General features: G+C 66.2%; 18 protein-coding genes. 6 read left to right on the top strand and 12 right to left on the bottom strand.

From position 1 onward, the window contains the following. Positions 1 to 96 precede the first annotated feature (96 nt). The gene (locus tag CHU93_RS17855; protein WP_094472630.1) at positions 97 to 624 is read left to right on the top strand and encodes a PEPxxWA-CTERM sorting domain-containing protein; all 528 of its coding nucleotides are present in this window, start codon (positions 97 to 99) and stop codon (positions 622 to 624) included. On the opposite strand, the gene CHU93_RS02605 is transcribed toward CHU93_RS17855, so the two are convergent. From CHU93_RS02605 to CHU93_RS02595, 3 genes are read right to left on the bottom strand one after another with little or no spacing between them, the layout of a single operon-like run. Further along, positions 602 to 1,915: a sensor histidine kinase gene (locus CHU93_RS02605; protein WP_086117344.1), complete on the bottom strand. Its 1,314-nt coding sequence runs from the start codon at positions 1,913 to 1,915 to the stop codon at positions 602 to 604. The two genes, CHU93_RS17855 and CHU93_RS02605, sit on opposite strands and share 23 nt — an antisense overlap. A gap of 43 nt (positions 1,916 to 1,958) precedes the next feature. Continuing rightward, on the bottom strand, positions 1,959 to 2,621 hold the full coding sequence (locus CHU93_RS02600) for a response regulator transcription factor (RefSeq protein WP_086117343.1): 663 nt from the start codon (positions 2,619 to 2,621) through the stop codon (positions 1,959 to 1,961). Positions 2,622 to 2,655: 34 nt separating this feature from the next. Continuing rightward, complete coding sequence (locus tag CHU93_RS02595) at positions 2,656 to 2,946, bottom strand: PepSY domain-containing protein (protein WP_133064290.1); 291 nt, start codon at positions 2,944 to 2,946, stop codon at positions 2,656 to 2,658. 210 nt (positions 2,947 to 3,156) lie between these two features. Between CHU93_RS02595 and CHU93_RS02590 the strand changes: the two genes are divergently transcribed. Beyond that, positions 3,157 to 4,926, top strand: a complete 1,770-nt coding sequence (locus CHU93_RS02590; RefSeq protein ID WP_094472628.1) for an ABC-F family ATP-binding cassette domain-containing protein — start codon at positions 3,157 to 3,159, stop codon at positions 4,924 to 4,926. A 108-nt stretch (positions 4,927 to 5,034) separates the two neighbouring features. On the opposite strand, the gene CHU93_RS02585 is transcribed toward CHU93_RS02590, so the two are convergent. Next, a complete protein-coding gene (locus CHU93_RS02585; protein WP_094472627.1) occupies positions 5,035 to 6,339 on the bottom strand; it encodes a polyhydroxyalkanoate depolymerase in 1,305 nt (434 codons plus the stop codon). A gap of 211 nt (positions 6,340 to 6,550) precedes the next feature. On the opposite strand from CHU93_RS02585, the gene CHU93_RS02580 reads away from it, so the two are divergent. Then, positions 6,551 to 8,344: an ABC transporter transmembrane domain-containing protein gene (locus tag CHU93_RS02580; protein ID WP_094472626.1), complete on the top strand. Its 1,794-nt coding sequence runs from the start codon at positions 6,551 to 6,553 to the stop codon at positions 8,342 to 8,344. A gap of 89 nt (positions 8,345 to 8,433) precedes the next feature. Continuing rightward, on the top strand, positions 8,434 to 9,105 hold the full coding sequence (locus tag CHU93_RS02575; protein WP_094472625.1) for a PEPxxWA-CTERM sorting domain-containing protein: 672 nt from the start codon (positions 8,434 to 8,436) through the stop codon (positions 9,103 to 9,105). On the opposite strand, the gene CHU93_RS02570 is transcribed toward CHU93_RS02575, so the two are convergent. From CHU93_RS02570 to CHU93_RS02550, 5 genes are all read right to left on the bottom strand, one after another. After that, on the bottom strand, positions 9,090 to 9,857 hold the full coding sequence (locus tag CHU93_RS02570; protein WP_094472624.1) for an SDR family NAD(P)-dependent oxidoreductase: 768 nt from the start codon (positions 9,855 to 9,857) through the stop codon (positions 9,090 to 9,092). The genes CHU93_RS02575 and CHU93_RS02570 overlap by 16 nt on opposite strands. A gap of 138 nt (positions 9,858 to 9,995) precedes the next feature. After that, a complete protein-coding gene (locus CHU93_RS02565) occupies positions 9,996 to 10,418 on the bottom strand; it encodes an ExbD/TolR family protein (RefSeq protein WP_094472623.1) in 423 nt (140 codons plus the stop codon). Positions 10,419 to 10,474: 56 nt separating this feature from the next. Next, positions 10,475 to 10,951 (bottom strand): ExbD/TolR family protein, encoded by a 477-nt coding sequence (locus tag CHU93_RS02560; protein ID WP_423825887.1) that lies wholly within the window; start codon positions 10,949 to 10,951, stop codon positions 10,475 to 10,477. Positions 10,952 to 10,982: 31 nt separating this feature from the next. Next, positions 10,983 to 11,711 carry a MotA/TolQ/ExbB proton channel family protein gene (locus CHU93_RS02555; RefSeq protein ID WP_086117335.1) on the bottom strand — a complete coding sequence of 243 codons (729 nt, stop codon included), beginning with the start codon at positions 11,709 to 11,711 and terminating at the stop codon, positions 10,983 to 10,985. Positions 11,712 to 11,774: 63 nt separating this feature from the next. Continuing rightward, the gene (locus tag CHU93_RS02550; RefSeq protein WP_094472622.1) at positions 11,775 to 12,401 is read right to left on the bottom strand and encodes an energy transducer TonB; all 627 of its coding nucleotides are present in this window, start codon (positions 12,399 to 12,401) and stop codon (positions 11,775 to 11,777) included. Positions 12,402 to 12,665: 264 nt separating this feature from the next. Here CHU93_RS02550 and CHU93_RS02545 point away from each other — a divergent pair, with 264 nt between their 5' ends. Then, a complete protein-coding gene (locus CHU93_RS02545; RefSeq protein WP_133064289.1) occupies positions 12,666 to 13,472 on the top strand; it encodes a hypothetical protein in 807 nt (268 codons plus the stop codon). Here CHU93_RS02545 and CHU93_RS02540 read toward each other — a convergent pair. From CHU93_RS02540 to CHU93_RS02530, 3 genes are read right to left on the bottom strand one after another with little or no spacing between them, the layout of a single operon-like run. After that, a complete protein-coding gene (locus CHU93_RS02540; RefSeq protein ID WP_086117332.1) occupies positions 13,469 to 13,894 on the bottom strand; it encodes a dihydroneopterin aldolase in 426 nt (141 codons plus the stop codon). The genes CHU93_RS02545 and CHU93_RS02540 overlap by 4 nt on opposite strands. Continuing rightward, entirely contained in the window at positions 13,894 to 14,655 is a 762-nt protein-coding gene (locus CHU93_RS02535) for an SDR family oxidoreductase (protein WP_094472620.1), read from the bottom strand. The genes CHU93_RS02540 and CHU93_RS02535 overlap by 1 nt, the downstream gene beginning before the upstream one ends. Before the next feature lie 60 nt (positions 14,656 to 14,715). Beyond that, on the bottom strand, positions 14,716 to 15,939 hold the full coding sequence (locus CHU93_RS02530; RefSeq protein ID WP_094472619.1) for an alkaline phosphatase family protein: 1,224 nt from the start codon (positions 15,937 to 15,939) through the stop codon (positions 14,716 to 14,718). A gap of 61 nt (positions 15,940 to 16,000) precedes the next feature. On the opposite strand from CHU93_RS02530, the gene uvrC reads away from it, so the two are divergent. After that, the gene (uvrC, locus tag CHU93_RS02525) at positions 16,001 to 17,917 is read left to right on the top strand and encodes an excinuclease ABC subunit UvrC (RefSeq protein ID WP_094472618.1); all 1,917 of its coding nucleotides are present in this window, start codon (positions 16,001 to 16,003) and stop codon (positions 17,915 to 17,917) included. The last annotated feature ends 14 nt before the right edge of the window (positions 17,918 to 17,931 follow it).

Raw genomic sequence — 17,931 nt, 5'->3', positions numbered from 1 at the left:
GCAACGCCCTGACAGGAAGGCTCATGAATAAGGCGGGTTGGCGGCTTTCAGTTCGGCGTTCGCGTTGACGGCAATGGCCCGCTCAATGCCTTTGGCATGGTGGAAATGCGGCTAACCGCCAAGGGCTTTACCACCACCAGCGGATTTTACCGGGCGACAGCCAGCCTGCACATGACACCGGACCCCCTGCACAGCTTCGACTATTATCTGCCGATCGCCTTTCAGTTCTATGCCGAATCCTGCACGGGCTCGACCTTCAACTGCACCAGTGGCATAAAGGGTCCGGCCGGCTGGGACGTCACGGATTTCATCTTCTACATGCTGCCCAACCGCGATTACACACTGAATATGGGAGCGGCGGTGGAGCAGCGCCAACCCGACCGTTACAGCATCAGTGTTGGCGGTGCCGGCACGTTGCGCAACGGCACCGCCCACGCCTTTGTTGATCCGTTGATCAGCGTGGCACCAACCTCCAGTGGCTTCACCGTCACCAGCAACGGCCCGCCGATGCAGGTGGTGAGTGGCGTGCCCGAGCCTGACAGCTGGGCCATGCTGATTGCCGGGTTCGGCCTGGTCGGCGCAGTCGCGCGGCGGCGCCGGGCTATTCCGCGCGTGGCAGGCTGAGCGTCACCAGCAGGCCGCCCAGATCCTCCGATTCGGCCAGATCGACCCGACCACCGTAAAGATCGGCCACTTCGGCGACGATGGCCAGGCCCAGCCCGGTGCCCGGCTTGTCGGTGTCCAGCCGTTCGCCGCGCTGGAACAGGCGCGCGCGGGCGGCCTCCGGGATGCCATGGCCGTCATCCTCCACCAGAATGCGCAGCATGCGGTCGGCCGCCTCGATGGTGACAAAGGCGCGGCCACCGCCATGGATGGCGGCATTCTCGATCAGATTGCCCAGCATCTCTTCCAGATCCTGGCGTTCACCCCGAAACTCCACCGCCTTGTCGCCGGCCAGATCGATCGTCACCCGGCCGTGATGGATGCGCTCCACCGTGCGGGCGATCGCCTCCACCACCGGCCACACCGGCGTGCGCGCCGTGCTGGCGGCGCGGCGGCCGGCGGCGCGGGCCCGGGCCAACTGGTGATCGACATGCCGGCGCATCACCTGCACCTGCGCCTCCACGGCCTTGGCCAGCGCATCATCCCGCCCCTGCGCCTCCCCCACCAGCACGCTCATCGGTGTCTTCAGGGCATGGGCCAGATTGCCGGCGTGGCGGCGCGCCGCTTCGGCCTGGGCCTCGCCATGGGCCAGCAACTCGTTGATCTCGGCCACCAGCGGTGCCACCTCCACCGGAAAGCGCGCCTGCACCCGCTGCGCCCGGCCGCTGCGGATGGCGGCAATGGCATCGGAAACCCGGCGCAGCGGCGCCAGGCCATAGGTGGATTGCAACCCCGCCATGCCGATCAGGCCCAGGCCCAGCACGGTCAGCGACCAGAACAGGATGGATCGGGTGCGGGCCAGCTGCCGTTCCAGATCGCGGCTGGATTGCGCCACCTGGAAATAGAAACTGGTCCGGGCGCCCGGCAACCGCACGCTGCGGCCCATGATGCGCAGCGGCTCGCCGGCGAACACCACCGAATCATACACGCAGGGCTGCCGGCAATCGGCGCCGCGCGGCTGCAGCGGCAATTGCCGATCCCACAGGCTGCGCGACGGAAAGGTCGCCATGCCGCGCCCGCTGATCTGCCAATACAGCCCGGAATAGGGCTCGGAAAAGCGCTGATCCCCCAGCTGGCGCAGCAGGCGCACCTCGCCCACCTCGTCCAGCTCGGCCGTGTTGATCATCGCCTTCAGATTGCTGGCCAATTGCTCGTCAAAACTGGAACGCAGCGTATCGGCCAGCACCCGATCCAGCGCAAAGCCGCCCAGGGCCAGCAGCACGGTGATCCAAGCCGCCGCGATCAGGATCATGCGGCGACGCAGCGACCGGCCGGTCGAAACCGGCGGCGACGCCTCAGATCTGGTCGTTGAGACTGTAGCCAAGGCCGCGCGTGGTCAGGATGAGATCGGCACCCAGTTTCTTGCGGATGCGGGTGATGAACACCTCGATCGTGTTGGAGTCGCGATCAAAATCCTGATCATAGATATGCTCGATCAACTCGGTGCGACTCACCACCTTGCCCTTGTGGTGCATCAGATAACTCAAGAGCTTGAACTCCTGCGCCGTCATCTTCACCGGCTCGCCGTTCAACGTCACCCGGCCGGAACGGCCATCCAGCCGCACGCCGCCGGCGGTCAATTCCGAAGTCGCCTTGCCGGCCGAACGGCGGATCAGCGCCCGCAACCGCGCCACCAGCTCCTCGATCTGGAACGGCTTGGCCAGATAATCATCCGCCCCCGCATCCAGCCCGGCCACCTTGTCGGCCCAGCTGTCGCGCGCCGTCAGCACCAGCACCGGCATGGTGCGGCCTTCCCGCCGCCAGCGGTCCAGCACGGTCAAACCGTCCACCTCGGGCAAGCCCAGGTCCAGCACGACAGCGTCATAGGTCTCGTTGGCGCCCAGATAATGGCCTTCCTCGCCATCACCGGCCGAATCAACTGCATAACCAGCCTGTTCCAGCACATTCTTCAGCTGCCGCCGCAGGTTCGGCTCATCTTCCACCACCAAAACTCGCATGCCCCACTCCGTCTTGGTTATCGTGGCAACCCGGTCAGAAACTCTGCCGCTGGCGCACGCGTTCCCCCGTGCGCGCATCGACATCAACATTGATCACATTGCCATCCCGCATGAACCGGAAACGGTAACGGCGGGTGCCCGGATCGAACTGCGAACCCATATATTCGCCCGGTGTTTCCTGCACGACCCGGCGCTGGATCACATCGAACGGCATGATTTCGCCCGCCCGCCGCAAATCCTGCACATCATTGGGCGACGCCGCCGCCGACGATGCCACGATGCCGGCCACGCCGGCCAGCCACAGGATCTTGCTACTGGAACGCACGATCACCTCATCCAACTCAACCAGGTTCGAGCCCCCACCTTGGTCTGGACTGATTGAACAGCCTCTGAACGCCGAACAGCCAATTGCACTTAACCGGTCTTGCATCAAGTCTGTCATAGCTGCAACAAGTGCAAATGACACAAGCGCTTGGCAAGCTGCGGTCAATCCCCCTTGCCAGCCTGATCGGCTTGTCCCACTGGCCATGCCATCATGCCCGAACCCATTCTCACGCTCGAATCCGTCGGTCTCAAAAATGGTGCCGGCTGGCTCTTTGATGGCCTGTCGCTCACCATCGACGCGCGCGACAGGCTGGCCCTCATCGGCCGCAACGGCGCCGGCAAATCCACCCTGCAGAAGATCATCGACGGCACGATCGAGGCTGATGCCGGCCGCAGAGCCACCGCCAGCGGCTTGCGCATCGGCCGGCTGGAGCAGGATCCGCCCATGGCGGCATTTGCCACGCTGGGCGATTATGCCCTCGCCGGCGGCGCCGCCGATCATGAAGTGGCAGCGCTCGCCGATCAGCTTGGCATCGATCTCGCCCGCCCGGCCACCACCGCCTCAGGTGGGGAGCGCCGCCGCGCCGCCCTGGTGCGCGTGCTGGCCGAAGCGCCCGACCTGCTGCTGCTCGACGAGCCGACCAACCATCTCGACATCGCCGCCATCGAATGGCTCGAATCCTGGCTGGAACGCAGCCGCTGCGCACTCGTCGTCATCAGCCATGATCGCGCCTTCCTCACCAGCCTGACGAAGAACTGCCTCTGGCTGGATCGCGGCACACTCCGCCGCGCCGAGGTGGGCTTTGGCGGCTTTGATGCCTGGGCCGATGCCGTCGCCGCCGAGGAGGAGCGCACGGCCCAGCGCCTCGACACGAAACTGCGGGCCGAGGAGCATTGGCTGCAGCGCGGCGTCACCGCCAGGCGCAAGCGCAACATGGGCCGGCTCGCCAAGCTGATGGAACTGCGCGAAACCCGCCGCAGCCTTGATCGTGGCCCGACCAGCGCCCGCATCACCACCGAATCGAGCGATCCCGGCTCGAAAATCCTAATCGATGCCCGCGGCATCAGCCTCGCCTTCGGGCCGCGCGCCATCGTGCACGATCTGTCGCTGCGGGTGCGCAAGGGCGATCGCATCGGCATCATCGGCCCCAACGGCGCCGGCAAATCCACGCTGATCAAGCTGCTGCTCGGGAAGTTGGCGCCCGACAGCGGCGAGATCCGGCGCAGCGCCAACCTCGCCCCCACCATCATCGATCAGCATCGCCAGCGCCTGAAAGGCCGGACCGTGCGCGAGGTGCTGGCCGATGGCGGCGAATGGCTGGAGGTGAACGGCGCCAAGAAACATGTTGCCGGCTATCTGAAGGAATATCTCTTCGATGCCGGCATCCTGGATGCCGCGGCCGAAACCCTGTCGGGCGGCGAACAATCGCGCCTGCTGCTGGCCCGCGAATTTGCGACGCCCTCAACCCTGATGGTGCTCGATGAACCCACCAACGATCTCGACATGGAAACGCTCGACCTGATCGAGGAGGTGATCGGCGATTATGACGGCACCGTGCTGCTGGTCAGCCACGATCGCGCCTTCCTGGATCGGGTGGTGACGATGATCGTCGCCCTCGATGGCAACGGCAAGGCCGAGATCAGCGTCGGCGGCTGGAGCGACTGGGCCGCCCGCCAGCAGGCGGCGACCAGCGCCCCCAAGCCCAAGGCCACCCCCACGCCCACGCCTGCGCCGAAAAAGGCCAGCAAGTTGAGCTACAAGGACGCGCGCGAACTGGCCGATCTGCCCACCCGCATCGAAGCGCTGAACAAGGATATCGCCACCCGCGAAGCCGCGCTGGCTGATCCCGACCTCTACACAAAAAACCCGGCCCGCTTCGCAAGCCTCACCGCCGAGCTTGATCGCCTGCGCGAAACGCTGGAAACCGCCGAGCTGCGCTGGCTGGAACTCGCCGAACTGGAAGAGCAACTGGCCGGCTGAGTTCGCAAACAGCTCCCCTCCCGCTCGCGGGAGGGGTTGGGGGTGGGTCCACCAGCCGACGCAATCCGCTGGCGCCGGGGGCGAGCCTGAGAACACCCCCAACTGCGCTTACGCCACCTCAACCCCCGGCGGCACCTCTGGCTCGACATGGCGCGGCACCACCACGCGCAGCGGCGCTGGCGCCACCCGGCCGCTGTCATGGGTGCGCACAAACGCCTCCACCACCGGGGCGATCGTGTTCCGCCATTTGCTGCCGTTGAAAATGCCATAATGGCCGGCGCCCAGCGCCAGATGATATTGCTTCTTCTCGTCGGCCAAATTCACCGCCAGATCGAGCGCCGCCTTGGTCTGGCCCAGGCCAGAAATATCATCCCGCTCGCCTTCGATGGCCAACAGCGCGGTGCGGGTGATCTTGCCCGGATCGGCGATGCGGCCGCGATGATCGAAACTGCCCGTGGCCAGTGCCTGGCGCTGGAACACCATGTCGATTGTCTGCAGATAAAATTCCGCCGTCATGTCGCACACGGCGCGATATTCATCGTAAAAGGCCTTGGTCGCCTCGGCCGATTCCTCGTCGCCCGCCACCAGATGCTTGAACATTTCCCAATGGGATTTCATGTGGTTGGCAAGGTTCATCGACATGAAGCCAGACAATTGCAGATAACCGGGATAGACGCTGCGCCCGGCGCCCGGATACATCTCGGGCACCTGCTGGATCACCATCTGCTCGAACCAGGCAAAGGGCCGCTTGAACGCCAGCTCGTTCACCGCCGTCGGCGCCTTCCGCGTGTCCACCGGCCCGCCCATCATTGTCAGGCTGGGCGGCGTGCAGGGATGGTCATCCTCGTTCATCAAGGCAACGGCGGCCAGCGCCGGCACCGATGGCTGGCACACCGCCAGCATATGGGTATCGGGGCCCAGCAGCTCGAGAAATTCGATCAGATAATCAACATAGTCATTCAGGTCGAACCGCCCCTCGGCCACCGGTACCATCCGGGCATCGCGCCAATCGGTGATATACACCTCGTGATCCGGCAGCAGCCGCTCCACCGTGCCGCGCAGCAGCGTGGCATAATGGCCCGACATCGGCGCCACGATCAGGATGCGCGGGTCCTTGCGGCCGCTCACCCCGCGGCGGAAGCGCTTCAACTGGCCAAAGGGCTTCCTCAGCACGATTTCTTCCGAAACCGGCACCGAAGCGCCATCGATGATGGTGGCATTCAGGCCAAAGGGCGGCTTGCCGCGCACCTCGACACTATGGGCAAACACCTCCAGCGCCCGCGCCATCACCGGCGCCGCCGGGCTCCACGCCCAGGGGTTGGATGCTGCCAGCAGCCAGTTTGATCCTTGCGTGGCGGCCATGCCCAGCCCGGCCAACCAGGCCTTCTGCATCTCGTGCGCGGTGTAGAGCATCGCTTGCATTCCTTCTGGCCAACCGGCACCACCACCCATGCGGGGCCATATCGCAGTGCAGCATAAACCGCAAACGCCAACACAGCCCCATGAAACTGCCGCAATGTGGCAGCGGCGGCGGCTTTGCACCGTGTGGGAATGTCGCGCCTCCCGCCGGTCATCGCCCCACCACAGCCATTGAGCCGCGCTCAAACCCCTGTTATCAGCCGCCATGGCTTCCCGTCCGCCGAAACCGCCGCTCCCGCCTCCGGCCGAGCGCAAACTCTCCCGCCTGAAGCTGCTGTGGCGCTTCGCCCGCGCCTATCCGGTGCAGCTGGCCTGTGCGCTGGCGGCGCTCGGCATCGCCGCGCTGACCACGCTGGCCATCCCGCAGGGCCTCAAGATGGTGGTGGACAACGGCTTTGCCCGTGGCAGCGATCCCGCCGCCATCACCCCCTATTTCGCCGGCCTGCTCGGCCTCACCGCCTTTCTGGGCGCGGCCACGGCCGTGCGCTTCTTCTTCGTGTCGTGGATTGGCGAACGCGTGGTGGCCGATCTGCGCAAGGCGGTGCAAACCCATCTGATCGGCCTGGATCCGGTGTTCTTCGAAACCAACCGCCCGGCCGAAATCGCCAGCCGCATCACCTCTGATACCGCCATCATCGAACAGGTGGTCGGCACTTCGGCCAGCCTGGCGCTGCGCAACACGGTGATGGGCATCGGCGGCATCGGCTACATGTTCTGGGTCTCGCCAAAGCTCACCCTGCTCATGCTGCTGGTCATCCCGCTCACCATGGGGCCGATCCTGCTGCTCGGCCGCCGCGTGCGCGACATTTCCCGCACCAGCCAGGATCGGGTCGCCGATATCGGCACCATGGTCTCCGAAGTGCTGGGCGCCATCCGCATCGTCCAGGCCTTCACCCAGGAAGGCCGCGAGGCCGCGCGCTTTGGTGCCGCCGTTGAACGCAGTTTCGATACCGCCAAGCGCCGCATCCGCTTGCGCGCCACCATGACGGCGCTGGTGATCAGCCTGGTGTTCGGCGCCATCACGCTGGTGCTGTGGCGCGGCGCCCTTGATGTCATCGATGGCACGCTTTCGGGCGGGGCCATCGCAGCCTTCGTCTTCGCCGCCGCCATCGTCGCCGGCGCCTTCGGCACGCTCACCGAAGTCTATGGCGATTTCATGCGGGCCGCCGGCGCTTCGGGCCGGATGGAAGAATTGCTCAATGCCCGCCCGCTGATCCGCGCCCCCGATCAGCCCACCGCCCTGCCGCAGCCGCCGCACGGCCGGCTGGAATTCAGCCATGTGCGCTTCCATTATCCGTCCAAGCCCGATGTCGCGGCGCTGAAGGATTTCACCCTCACGGTCGAACCGGGCGAAACCGTGGCCGTCGTCGGCCCCTCGGGCGCTGGCAAGTCCACGCTGTTCCAGCTGGTGCAGCGCTTCTATGATCCCGAGGCCGGCAGCCTGGCGCTGGATGGCGTGGCCTATACCGCCGCCGATCCGCAGGGGATCCGCCAGCGCCTCGCCGTCGTGCCGCAGGAAACCGTGATCTTCGCGGCCAGCGCGCTCGAAAATATCCGCTATGGCCGCCCCGAAGCCACCGAAGCACAGGTGTGGGCCGCCGCCGAAGCCGCCCACGCCGATCAGTTCCTGAAGGAACTGCCCGAAGGCATCCACAGCCTCCTCGGCGAAAGCGGCACCCGCCTGTCCGGCGGCCAGCGCCAGCGGCTTGCCATCGCCCGTGCCATCCTGCGCGATGCCCCGGTGCTGCTGCTCGATGAAGCGACCAGCGCGCTCGACGCCGAAAGCGAACGCCTGGTCCAGGCCGCGCTGGACGAGCTGATGAAGAATCGCACCACCCTCGTCATCGCACACCGCCTCGCCACCGTCCGCAATGCAGACAGGATCGTCGTGATGGACAAGGGCCGCATCGTCGCCACCGGCACCCACGACAGTCTGCTCGCCGCTGGCGGCCTCTATGCCCGCCTCGCCAAGCTGCAGTTCGACCAGATCGCCGCCTGACCCTGTTGAAAACGTGATGGGGGTGGACCCCTATGGCCGGGAGCGCTGTCGTGGCGCACCATGCTGGCCTCACCAGATGGGGTCAGGCCATGAACGCAACGGGATATGCAGCACTGCTGTTGCTGGCGGCGGCGCCAGCTTCGGCACAGATCAGCTTTGATCGCGGCAGCATCGACATTCAGGGCACCGGCAGCACGAGCGCGGCGCTGGGGAGCGGCCTGCAGACCGGCAGCTTCGGGTTCAGCGACTACAGTGCCTGCGACGGGCAGGAAGAATATTGCCTCACCCTCCCCTATGGCGGGCGGTATGCCAACGGCGGCTTCGCCATCAGCATCACCGGCAACAGCCTCCGCTATCGTTTCGATCTCTGGCAGGGCAGCGACATCGGTGGCCCGTTGGCCAATGATTATCTTCTGGAAGCCAGTTTCATCAGCGACACGCCGGTACGGCTGCGCAGCGCCGGCCGCACCAGCATCAGCCTCGCCAACGGCTGTGGTGGTTGCAGCCATGTCTTCGACATTGGCAGCGCCTCGGCCAATCTGCGGCCCGATGGGCGCTGGGATATCGGCTTCACCGCCTTCGTGCAGGGCAATGCCAACGCCGGCGGCCAGCGGCTGGTGCAGGAAGGCCGTCTGAAGATTGCGGCGGTGCCCGAACCGGCCAGCTGGGCGCTGCTGATTGCCGGCTTTGGCCTGGTTGGTGCTGTCGCCCGCCGACGGGCGCGACAGGCAGCCTTGCGCCGCCGCTATTGCGCGGTGTAGCCGCCGTCCACCACCAGCTCGGCGCCCGTCATGAAGCTGGACTCGTCGCTGGCCAGAAAGGCGATGGCATCGCCAATCTCGCGCGGCAGGCCAAAGCGGCCGAGCGGGTGCGCCGCCATCAACGCCACGCGCATCTCGTTGCCATCCTCCCGGGTCGCCAGCGCATTGCTCACCAGCGGCGTGTCGATGAAGCCGGGATGCACGCTGTTCACCCGGATATTGAGCGGCGCCCATTCCAGCGCCGCCGCCTTGCTGAGCAACGTCACCGCGCCTTTTGACGCGCAATAGGCTGCCGCCCCGCCCAGCCCGACCTTGCCCAGGATCGAGCTGATGTTGATCACGCTGCCGCCACCCGCCGCCGCGATCTGCGGCCCGGCGTGGCGCAGGCCCAGGAACACGCCATCCAGATTGACCGCCAATATCTGCCGCCACGCCTCCAGACTATGGTCCAGCAGCTCGTGGCGGCCGCCGGAAATCCCGGCATTGTTCACCAATATGTTGAGCCGGCCGAATTCGGCCACCGCCCGCGCCACCGCGGCCACCCATGCCGCAGAATCGGTCACGTCGTGCGCGCAAAAGGCCACCCGGCCGCCACCAGCGGCCACGCTTTGGGCCGTTTCGTCCCCGGCGGCGGCATCAATATCGGTCAACAACACCGCCGCACCATCCTGCGCCAGCCGCCGCGCCGCCGCCGCGCCAATGCCCGATCCGGCGCCCGTGACCAGCGCCACCTTCCCCGTCAACCGCTCCATATCCCACTCCCCTTCTGCCAACAGCGTAGGGCCGCTGGCCAACCGGTGTAACTGCGCGATTGTGGGGGCCAGCAAACACGAAAAAGGGCGGAGCTTTTGGCCCCGCCCTTTGTTCCTGCTGGCAAATTCAGCCGAAGATCAGTTCGCGTAGGCTTCGTTGCCCACAAAACCCATCTTCTCGATGCCGGCCTGCTGGGCAGCCGCCATCACCTTGTCCACCAGTTCATACTTGGCTTCGGCTTCCGGGCGCAGGCGCAGTTCCGGCGGATCCGGCATCTTGGCGGCCTGGTTCAGATAGCCCTGCAGGGTCGGCAGATCGACTTCCTGCTTGTTCCAATAGATATTGTTCAGGAAATCGATCTCGATCTGGTTGAATTCCGGATCAACATCGCTCGGGTTCGGGTTCGGCGGCGGCAGATCCAGCTTCACGGCATGGGTCTGCACCGGGATGGTGATGATGAACATGATGAGCAGAACGAGCATGACGTCGATCAACGGCGTCGTGTTCATTTCTCCCATCGGGGCGTCTTCACCGCCGCCACCACCAACTGACATGCCCATGGGGCATACTCCTGTTTCTGGCGGGGGCCGGCGCGAGGCCAGCCCCTGCAATCACATCAAAAATCGCGCGTCACGTTGCCCGGGGTCGGTTCCGAAATGAACCCGACCTTCAGAAACCCGGCCCGCTGCATGGTGAAGACAACCCCACCAATGCAGCGATAGGCCACGTCCTTGTCACCGCGGATATGCACCTCCGGCAGTTCCACCTTGGCACCCAAGGCTTCCTGGCGGGCGATTTCCTTCTTCAGGGCGTCCACACCGCGATCCAGCAGTTCCTGCTTGGTATCGACCTTGGTCTGGCCCCAGTAGGTATCGCAATTGCCGTCCACCGAAATCAGCACGTTTTCCGGCTTCGTGGTGGTTGGCAGGTTGGTCACCGTCGGCAGCGTGAGCGGCACGGTCTGGATGACAACGGGAACGGTGATCAGGAAGATGATCAGGAGGACCAGCATGACGTCGACCAGCGGCGTCGTGTTGATCTCGTTCATCGGGGCATCATCGCCACCGCTGTCGTTTCCGACACTCATGCCCATCGGACTGTCTCCTCAGTCGTGATCAGGCCGATCACTTCTTGGCGGCAGGAGCCGGAGCAGCAGCCGGGGCAGCAGCCTTCGGACGCTCGATGCGGGCACCCGAAACCAGCGCGCCGTGCACGTCGGCGGTGAAGTTGTTCAGGCGGTCAGCCACATCCTTGTTGCGACGGATCAGCCAGTTGTAACCCAGCACGGCCGGAACGGCGACGGCCAGACCCAGGGCGGTCATGATCAGCGCTTCACCCACCGGGCCGGCGACCTTGTCGATCGAGGCCTGGCCGGCCAGACCGATGTTGATCAGAGCGCGATAGATGCCGACGACGGTGCCGAACAGACCGACGAACGGCGAGGTCGAACCGACCGAGGCCAGCCAGGAGAAGCCAGTCGACAGCTTGCCGCTGATGGCAGCGTTCGAACGGTTCAGGGCCATCGTCACCCACTCGTGCTGATCGATCTTGTCGGTCAGGCGGCCTTCGTGGTGATCGGCAGCGCGCAGGCCATCGTCAACGATCTGGCGGAACGGCGAATTCTTGTCGAGCTTGGCAGCACCGGTCTTGATGTCGGAGGCCGACCAGAACTTCTTTTCCAGTTCGGCGGCTTCGGCCAGAATCTTGCGCTGATCCAGATACTTGGTGATGATCACGAACCAGCTGGACAGCGACATGACCACCATCATGATGAACACGGCCCAGGCAATGACACCACCCTGCTCCAGGGCGGCCATCAGGCCATACGGATTTTCAGCGGCTTCAGTCTGCATTGTTCTCTTCCCTCGGTTATTCTTGATCCAGGCTGGCTGCGGCCAGGCCGGTCTGGTTGAAAATCAGCCTTCGAGCTTCCAGCGAACCGGCTGGATCTTGCGTTCGGCCACCGGCTTGCCATCGCGGGTCGCCGGGTTGAACCGCCAGCGGCGCATGATGATCTTGCAGGTGGCGTCGTCCAGACGGCTGAAACCGCTGGTCTGCGCAACTTCGCACGCGCTCACGCGGCCATCCTCGCCGATCACATAGCTCACGCGCACCACGCCTTCTTCTTCGGCGGCACGCGAGGCGCTGGGATAATCGTCGGTGGAGATGACGTTGCCGCGACCCTTCGGGGTGGCCGGGGTGGGCGCAACGGCCGGCGGAGCCGGTTCGGCCGGCGGGGCCGGGGGCGCAACACGCGGCGGTTCCGGACGGGCCACTTCCGACTGGGTGGTGATGGCGTTGGTCGGGGCATCAGACGCAACGGTCACCGCGGGCGGCGGCACATAAGGCGGAATTTCGATGTCCTGCGGCGGCGGTGGCGGCGGCTCTTCCGGCGGCGGCGCCTCTTCCTTCACATCCACCGCTTCGATCGGCTCCATGATCTTCTTGACGACCTTGATCGCGAAGCCATTGACGATGGCATAGCCAAGCAGAACGTGCAGGGCAGCCACAGCTGCCAGCGCGATCTGCCGGTTCTTGCTCATCCCAGGTTGGTCCATGTACGACATGGCTGGTTTGGCACTCCCTCATGACTGGGAAAGCCGCGGACAGAGGACCCCCCTCAGACCCAGCGTCATCCCTCGCCACCTCTCTAGCCACAAGCTTTGGCCTGCCGCAACCGGCTTTTTGCCACATTCTCGCCCGCATTCGCCCACCTACGTCAATTTGCGGGCCTGTTTCGCTCCATTCGCCGCGTCGGGCTGCCACAATGCTTGCGCCGCAGGTGCGGTCACCGATACCATGGCCGCATGCGTGCCCCCGTTCTTACCATGCTGCTGATTTCCCAGCTGAACACTGCCCCCCTGGCGGCACAGCCCGCCACCGGGCCGGGCCGGCTGGCCGGCTTTGCCGATGTGGCCGATCTCACGCTGGCCGCCCCCATGATCGTGCGGGCGACCATCACCCGCGCCAGCGCCGCTCCGGCCCGCACGGCCGGGGTGGCACCGGCCGGCCGGGTCCGGCTCACCGTCACCGCCGCGGTGAGCAATCCGTTGCTGGCGCCGGGGCCGATCGCGGCCACGCTGTCGTTCCTGTGGGATGCACCAATCGATGCGCGAGCCAGGGTGCCCAACGTCAAGGCGATGGAAATTCTGGCCTTTCTTGGCCCACCGGATGCCAGTGGCGCCACCCGGCTGATCTCCAGCCGCGCCGTGCAGCCCTGGGATCCGGCGCTGGCCGATCAGGTGCGGGCGATCCTGGCCGAGAATCGCACGGGCACTGTGCCGGTCATCAACGGCGTCACCAGCGGTTTCCGGGCGGATGGCACCATCCCCGGCGAGAGCGAAAGCCAGTTCTTCCTGACCAGCCGCGATGGCCGGCCCGTCATGCTGGTGGTGCAGAACCGCCCGGGCGAGGTGCGGCGCGTGCTGGTGGCGCGCGGCGACATCATCGACGAATCGGCCGAACGCGTGCGGCCAAACACCCTGCTCTGGTATCGGTTGGCCTGCTTCCTGCCGGCCACCCTCCCGGCGGCGGCGGGCGGCACGGATCCCGCGCTGGCCCGCGACTGGCGCGATGCGCTGGCCAGCCTGGGGCCCTGTGGCCGAACCGGTTAGAAGCTCGACAGCTCCACGCCAACAGCCTTGCAGTCGGGGTAGACATCGGGCTTGCGCGTCGAAACCCGCACCGCCACCACCCCAGCGCGCGCGGCGACCAGATCGAAGATGGCATGGGCAACGGTTTCCTGCAGGTTGAACCGGCGGCCCTCGACCAGCCGAAGCACCGCCATGCGCAGGAAATCATAATCCCACGCCTCGTTCACCGTGTCGGTGCGCGGGAAGTGCGCCGCATCAACCCACACCTCGATGTTCATGCGCAGGGTTTGCGGGCTGCCCACCTCGAAATCGTGAAAGCCGATGTCCACCGGCAGGTCGAAATCCTCCAGAAAGATCTTGCGGGTGCGGATCGCCAGCTGCGGCGGCACCAGGCCGGGGGCCAGTGGTTCGATGAAGGTCGGTGTCGGGGTGGCATCAGGCATCACAGATCAACCAAATGGGCAACGTCGCGGGGCAGGCCAAGCAGGCGTTGCCCGCCATCCAGCACGATGGTCTGCGCGTTGAAGGTGGGGGTGGCAATGATGAAGCGCAGCGCGGTGACGATCTCGTCCACCGTCACGCCGCGGCCCAGCGGGTTCATGCCGTGCACGGCTTCGAAATTTTCGCGGCTCTGCGGGCCAGACACCAGGGTGACGGCCGGTGCGATGCCCACACAGCGCAGGCGCGGCGCATAGCTGCGCGCCGTCAGCTCGGTCAGCCCGGCAAAGCCGATCTTCGACAGCGTGTAGGTGAAGAAATCCGGGTTCAGGCTGGCCAGCTTGGCATCCAGCAGATTGACCACCAGCGCCGCCGTATCCAGCGTGTCCGGCAGTGCGGCGGCAAAGGCGCGGGTCAGCAGCGCCGGCGCGCGCAAGTTCACTGCCATGTGGATATCGAAATCCGCCGGGCCAAAATCCTCGATCCGGTCATAGACAAAGCGGCTGGCGCTGTTCACCAGCAGCCGCGCCGGCGGCAGGCCGGCGGTGGCCGCCATGATCACGTCTGCGGCCGCCGGATCGGCCAGATCGGCAGCCACCACGCTGGCATGCGGCAGGCTGGCGGCCAGCGCCTCGGCCTCGGCCCGGCTGCTGTTGCAATGGATCAGCACATGCCAGCCATCGGCCGCCAGCGCACGGCTGATGGCGCCACCGATGCGCTTGGCACCGCCGGTGATGATCGCAGTCTGGGTGGGCAGCATGCTCATGGCCCGCGCCGCCTAGGGCTTTGCGGCGCCAAGCGCAACGTGCAGTTCCGCGCAGGGGCATCAACGCAGGGCCGGGGCCAGCACCGCCGCGTCGCCATCGGTCTGCATCGGCGGCAGGCCCAGCAGCCGCAGCAACAGCGGGTGCACATGCACATTGTCGAACGGCGGCAGCACCACCCCGCTGCGGAACGCCGGGCCAGCCGCCACGAAGCTCGCCGCCATGTCGGGATGCGCCGGATCATAACCATGCATCCCGCCCAGCGGCTTTGCCGCCTGTTCCGGCGTCGGGGCCGACAGCCAGATCATCCAGCCCGACTCGGCAATGCAGACCAGCGCCGGCACCCGGCGATGCCGGCCATAGTGCAGCGCCGCCGGCACATCGCCCTTGTCGTGGCAGGCCATTTGCGGATGCGGCCGCAGCAGGGCCGCCCGCACCTCGGCCTCCCGCCCCGGCATCGGGTCCATGGCCGCCAGCGCGCCGCCGGCCACAAAGCGCACGGCCGCCGGATCGATCAGCGCATCGAGCAGGATGCGGCGCTCGGCGCTCACCGGCGCCATGCCATGATCGGCGACCAGGATGATGTTGGCATCAATCCCCCGCGCCTTCAGCCCGGCCAGCAGATCGGCGATGCGCGCGTCCACCTCGGCCACCGCCTTGTTCACTTCGGGCGAATCGGGCCCGAATTCATGGCCGCCATGATCAACCGTGTCGAAATAGAGGGTGAGAAAGCGCGGGCGCGGGCTGGCATCCAGCCAGGCCAGCAACTGCGCCACCCGATCCCGGTTGGACATCTTGCCATCAAAGGGCAGCCAGCGCCCCGGCCGCACGCCGCGGATCGCCGCCTCGCTGCCCGGCCAGAACATGGTCGCGGTGGCCAGGCCGGCCCGCTCCGCCGTCACCCAGACCGGCTCGCCATCCGCCCACCAGCGGCCATCCTCCACCGCATTGCGGAGCGACAGGGCAAAGCGGCCCAGCGCCGGATCGTCCATGTTGTTGTTCACGATGCCATGCCGGTCGGGGCGCAGGCCGGTCACCAGCGTATAATGGTTCGGAAAGGTCAAGCTGGGAAAGCTGGGCCGCATCGCCGCCGTCGTCACCCCGCGCGCGGCGAGTGCGCTGATGGTGGGGGTGATGCCGCGCCGCAGATAATCGGCGCGCAGGCCATCCACCGAAATCAGGATCACCGGCGCGCCTGGCTGGGGCGGCGGCACGGTCACGGCCGGCGGCGGCGCTTGGCAGGCCGCGAGCAACAGGGCGAACAGGATCGGGAGCAGCCGGAACATGATGCCGCCATAGCAGGCGCAACTGGATTCGACATGCCGGGGCGGCTATCGGCAGCAGGGCATGACCGACACGCCCGACCGTTTTTCCGAAGAAGCGCAAACCTGGACGGTGCGCGGCAGGGACACGCCCGATCTTGATCGCGGCGTCGAAACCATCCGCGGCGTGGTGAAAACCCTGCCGCTGCGCCCCGGCGTCTATCGCATGCTCGATGCCGGCGGCGATGTCCTCTATGTCGGCAAGGCCCGCACCCTGAAGAACCGGGTGACCAATTACACCCAGGTCGCCCGCCTGCCCCGCCGGCTGCAGCGCATGGTGGCGCAAACCCGCGCCATGGAAATCGTGACGACCAACAGCGAGGCCGAGGCGCTGTTGCTCGAGGCCCAACTGATCAAGCGCTATCGCCCGCCCTACAATGTGCTGCTGCGCGACGACAAAAGCTTCCCCTTCATCCTGCTGCGCGAGGATCATGATTTTCCCCGCATTTCCAAGCATCGCGGTGCGCGGGTGGCAAAGGGCAGCTATTATGGCCCGTTCGCCAGTGCCGGCGCTGTCAACGCCACGCTGAACGCCCTGCAGAAGGTCTTCCTGCTCCGAAGCTGTACCGACAGTTTCTTCGCCAACCGCAGCCGGCCCTGCCTGCTCTACCAAATCAAGCGCTGCTCCGCGCCCTGCGTCGGCCGCATCGACGACAGCGCCTATGCCGAATTGGTGAATGACGCCAAGGGCTTCCTGTCCGGCCGCACGCAAGAGGCCCAGAAGAAGCTGGCCGAAGCCATGCAGGCCGCCGCCGAAGCGATGGACTTCGAGACCGCCGCCGTGCTGCGCGACCGGCTGAAGGCCCTCACCTTCATTCAGGGCAGCCAGGCCATCAACGCTGATGGCGCCACCAGCGAGGCCGACGTGATCGCCATGGCCACCGATGGCGGTGCCATGTGCGTGCAGATCTTCTTCATCCGTGGCGGCCAGAACTGGGGCCATCGCAGCTTCTTCCCCGGCCACACCGAGGGCATTGATGAGGCAGAGGTGCTGCAAAGCTTCCTCGCCCAGCTCTATGAGGAACTACCGCCGCCGAAGGAGCTTCTGCTTGACCGCGCCCTGCCGGAAGCCGAACTTCTGGGCGCAGCCCTGTCGGAAAAGGCCGGCCGCAAGGTCAGCCTGCGCCACGCCCAGCGCGGCCCGGCCCGCAAGCTGGTCGAACAGGCGCAGCGCAATGCCGAGGAGGCCATCCAGCGCCGCCGCGCCGAAACCACCACCCAAGGCAAGCTGCACCGCGAACTGGCCGAGATTTTCGAACTGGATGGCCCACCGGGCCGCATCGAAATCTATGACAACAGCCATATCCAGGGCACCAACGCGCTGGGCGCCATGGTGGTCGCCGGGCCCGTAGGCTTCCAGAAGGGCCAGTATCGCAAGTTCAACATGAAGGATGAAAGCATCACGCCCGGCGACGATTTCGCCATGATGAAGGCGATGCTGCACCGCCGCTTCGCCCGGCTGGAGGCCGAGGATCCTGACCGCGAATCCGGCAACTGGCCCGATCTGTGCCTGATCGACGGCGGCAAGGGCCAGGTGGCGGCGGTGATGGCGGCACTGGCCGAACTGGGCGTCGATGTGCCCATCGTTGGCGTCGCCAAGGGGCCGGACCGCAACGCCGGGCGCGAAATCTTCCACCTGCCCTCGGGCCGCGAGCTCACCCTGCCGCCCAATGCGCCGGTGCTCTTCTACCTCCAGCGCCTGCGCGACGAAGCCCACCGCTTCGCCATCGGCGCCCACCGCGCCAAGCGGGCCAAATCCATCACCCAGAGCCCGCTCGACGAGGTGCCCGGCATCGGCCCAGCCCGCAAGAAGGCGCTGCTGCTGCACTTCGGCACCAGCCGCGCCGTGAAGGGCGCCACGCTCGACGATCTGGAACGCGCGCCCGGCATCTCCAAACAGATGGCACTGGCGATCTGGCAGCACTTCCACCCGAACGGGTGACGGGCTAGGCTGGG

Origin of the sequence: Sandarakinorhabdus cyanobacteriorum (assembly GCF_002251755.1) — a bacterium.
In the GTDB taxonomy this organism is placed as follows: domain Bacteria; phylum Pseudomonadota; class Alphaproteobacteria; order Sphingomonadales; family Sphingomonadaceae; genus Sandarakinorhabdus; species Sandarakinorhabdus cyanobacteriorum.
Note: the sequence above shows the minus strand (reverse complement) of the source record. Positions and strands in the feature narration are given on the sequence as shown.

What these genes read in the sequence shown, in the direction of transcription:
- CHU93_RS02570 (WP_094472624.1), bottom strand. Translation starts at nt 9,857, where the DNA reads ATGGAGCGGTTGACGGGGAAGGTGGCGCTGGTCACGGGCGCCGGATCG.
- CHU93_RS02585 (WP_094472627.1), bottom strand. Translation starts at nt 6,339, where the DNA reads ATGCTCTACACCGCGCACGAGATGCAGAAGGCCTGGTTGGCCGGGCTG.
- CHU93_RS02590 (WP_094472628.1), top strand. Translation starts at nt 3,157, where the DNA reads ATGCCCGAACCCATTCTCACGCTCGAATCCGTCGGTCTCAAAAATGGT.
- uvrC (WP_094472618.1), top strand. Translation starts at nt 16,001, where the DNA reads ATGACCGACACGCCCGACCGTTTTTCCGAAGAAGCGCAAACCTGGACG.
- CHU93_RS17855 (WP_094472630.1), top strand. Translation starts at nt 97, where the DNA reads ATGGTGGAAATGCGGCTAACCGCCAAGGGCTTTACCACCACCAGCGGA.
- CHU93_RS02575 (WP_094472625.1), top strand. Translation starts at nt 8,434, where the DNA reads ATGAACGCAACGGGATATGCAGCACTGCTGTTGCTGGCGGCGGCGCCA.
- CHU93_RS02545 (WP_133064289.1), top strand. Translation starts at nt 12,666, where the DNA reads ATGCGTGCCCCCGTTCTTACCATGCTGCTGATTTCCCAGCTGAACACT.
- CHU93_RS02555 (WP_086117335.1), bottom strand. Translation starts at nt 11,711, where the DNA reads ATGCAGACTGAAGCCGCTGAAAATCCGTATGGCCTGATGGCCGCCCTG.
- CHU93_RS02530 (WP_094472619.1), bottom strand. Translation starts at nt 15,939, where the DNA reads ATGTTCCGGCTGCTCCCGATCCTGTTCGCCCTGTTGCTCGCGGCCTGC.
- CHU93_RS02550 (WP_094472622.1), bottom strand. Translation starts at nt 12,401, where the DNA reads ATGAGCAAGAACCGGCAGATCGCGCTGGCAGCTGTGGCTGCCCTGCAC.
- CHU93_RS02560 (WP_423825887.1), bottom strand. Translation starts at nt 10,951, where the DNA reads ATGGGCATGAGTGTCGGAAACGACAGCGGTGGCGATGATGCCCCGATG.
- CHU93_RS02565 (WP_094472623.1), bottom strand. Translation starts at nt 10,418, where the DNA reads ATGGGCATGTCAGTTGGTGGTGGCGGCGGTGAAGACGCCCCGATGGGA.
- CHU93_RS02580 (WP_094472626.1), top strand. Translation starts at nt 6,551, where the DNA reads ATGGCTTCCCGTCCGCCGAAACCGCCGCTCCCGCCTCCGGCCGAGCGC.
- CHU93_RS02600 (WP_086117343.1), bottom strand. Translation starts at nt 2,621, where the DNA reads ATGCGAGTTTTGGTGGTGGAAGATGAGCCGAACCTGCGGCGGCAGCTG.
- CHU93_RS02540 (WP_086117332.1), bottom strand. Translation starts at nt 13,894, where the DNA reads ATGCCTGATGCCACCCCGACACCGACCTTCATCGAACCACTGGCCCCC.
- CHU93_RS02535 (WP_094472620.1), bottom strand. Translation starts at nt 14,655, where the DNA reads ATGAGCATGCTGCCCACCCAGACTGCGATCATCACCGGCGGTGCCAAG.
- CHU93_RS02605 (WP_086117344.1), bottom strand. Translation starts at nt 1,915, where the DNA reads ATGATCCTGATCGCGGCGGCTTGGATCACCGTGCTGCTGGCCCTGGGC.